Source organism: uncultured Campylobacter sp. (genome assembly GCF_937949835.1).
GTDB lineage: Bacteria > Campylobacterota > Campylobacteria > Campylobacterales > Campylobacteraceae > Campylobacter_B.
The window spans coordinates 1-1,886 of sequence record NZ_CALEDC010000414.1; the positions used below are offsets into that span (position 1 = coordinate 1).

General features: G+C 48.6%; 1 protein-coding gene. It reads left to right on the top strand.

Annotated features, from left to right (window positions below; all coding sequences use genetic code 11):
• Positions 1–30 precede the first annotated feature (30 nt).
• Entirely contained in the window at positions 31–1,851 is a 1,821-nt protein-coding gene (locus Q0256_RS09350; RefSeq protein ID WP_297962444.1) for a penicillin-binding protein 2, read from the top strand.
• Positions 1,852–1,886: the final 35 nt, after the last annotated feature.

The following is a 1,886-nucleotide window of genomic DNA, read 5'->3' on the forward strand; positions in this document are numbered from 1 at the left end:
GCGCGGAATTTAGAATTTTAAAGAAATAAGATGTGGCAAAGAGATAAAAGCTCCTCGGTCGGTATGATTATTGTGATGTTTATATTCGTGCCGGCGGCGCTTTTTGTATTTTTGGCGATTTTATATTTTTGGGGCAGCACTGAGCGCAAGCTACCGCGCCTGGATGTCAATGAAACCAACAGCGCGATCCGCGGCGCGATAATCGCAAAAGATAACTACGTCGCGGCAAATTCCGTCAAACTCTACAAAGTTAGCGTCGATGCGCGCAGCATCGATAAAAACAAGCTTGATCTTTTCGTACGGTTATACTGCATCTACACGGGCGATAGTGAAAAGCGTGTCAAAAGCGCAATCGAGGGCTCTGGCGGCACGACCGTGCTGTCGTATAAGATCGACGCCAAAACCGCCGTGCATCTAAAAGAGCTTGCATATAAGCTAAATTTAAAAAAGGTCTTTGTCAGCTTCATAGGCGCAAACGGCAGGCTAAATCCGCCTATCCGCATGAGCGTGAGCGAAAGCGGCGAGAAGCGCAGCTACAATGTCGGTGATTCGCTCACTCCGTTAATCGGCTATATCAATAAAAAAGAGGTTGATGGCATCACCAAGGTTAGCGGAATTAAGGGGATCGAGAAGTACTATGAGTATTATCTAGCGCCGGTTAGAGATGAGTTTATCGTGGGTCCGCGCGATATCGGCGGCAACATCATCCTAGAGCGCAGCAGCAAAAAAACGGGCAGGATCGACGGCTATAACGTCCGCCTAAGCGTGCCGCTAACACTGCAAAGAAAGATAGAGCGCCTAAGCGATGAGGGCGCTGATAATTACGATGCGCGAGAAATCGTTGTGGGCATTATGAACTCCAAAACGGGCAAAATTTTATCCCTCGCGACCAATGCCCGCTATGATCCCTCAAACATCACGAAAAACGATCTTAAGAATTTAAATTTTACCGCGAGCGAATACGCCTACGAAGTGGGCTCGATTATGAAGCCGATAATTTTCGCAATCGCCTATGATGCCAAAGCCGTCAAACCGGGCGAGATCATTAATACCTATAACGGCAGCTATAAGCTTGGTACTCGCACGATCCGCGACACTCATCCTGCAAAGCAGATGAGCGGCGAGGAGATCATCATCCACAGCTCAAATATCGGAATGATTAAAATTTCAGAGCGGCTGGAGGGGCAGGCTATTTATGACGGGCTGATGAACTTCGGTATGTCGCAAAAAACGGGTATCGATCTGCCGTATGAGCAAAGTGGAAATATCCCAAGCATCAAAAGCCTGAATAATAAAATTTACAAAGCCACGATCAGCTACGGCTACGGCGCGCAGATGACCTTCCTTCAGATGCTCAATGCCTATACCGTCTTTAACAACGGCGGCGTGATGATCAGCCCGCGTCTAGTCGAAAATCTAGAAAATAATGGCAAAACTTACACCGTTAACGAAAGCGAAACCCGCCAGGTAATCTCTAAACCTACCGCTGATGTAATCAAAGGAATTTTAATCAAAACGGTTGAGAGCGGCACGGGGCGCAAGGGTCGAGTAGCGGGGCTGCAAATCGGCGGCAAGACGGGCACTGCGCGCATCGCCAAGGGAGGCGGCTATTCGAGCGCCTATAACAGCTCGTTTTTTGGCTTTGCCAACGACGCGGACACCAGCTACACGATCGGCGTTTTGGTGCGCGAGCCTAAAAGGGGCAGCTACTACGCCGCTCAAAACGCGCTGCCGATCTTTAAGCGCGCGGTAGGAATTTTGATAGAGGAGGGCTATCTAAAGCCCGCAGCCGACGCAAACGCCACGCAAAAGGTCGAGATCAAGGATGAGGCAGTTGAAATTAAAGATTAAATTTGCTAAATTTCGCGAGGTTCTTTAAAATTTTA

Bases quoted from the DNA above. Each gene is read 5' to 3' on its own strand.
- Q0256_RS09350 (WP_297962444.1), top strand. From the start codon at position 31: ATGTGGCAAAGAGATAAAAGCTCCTCGGTCGGTATGATTATTGTGATG.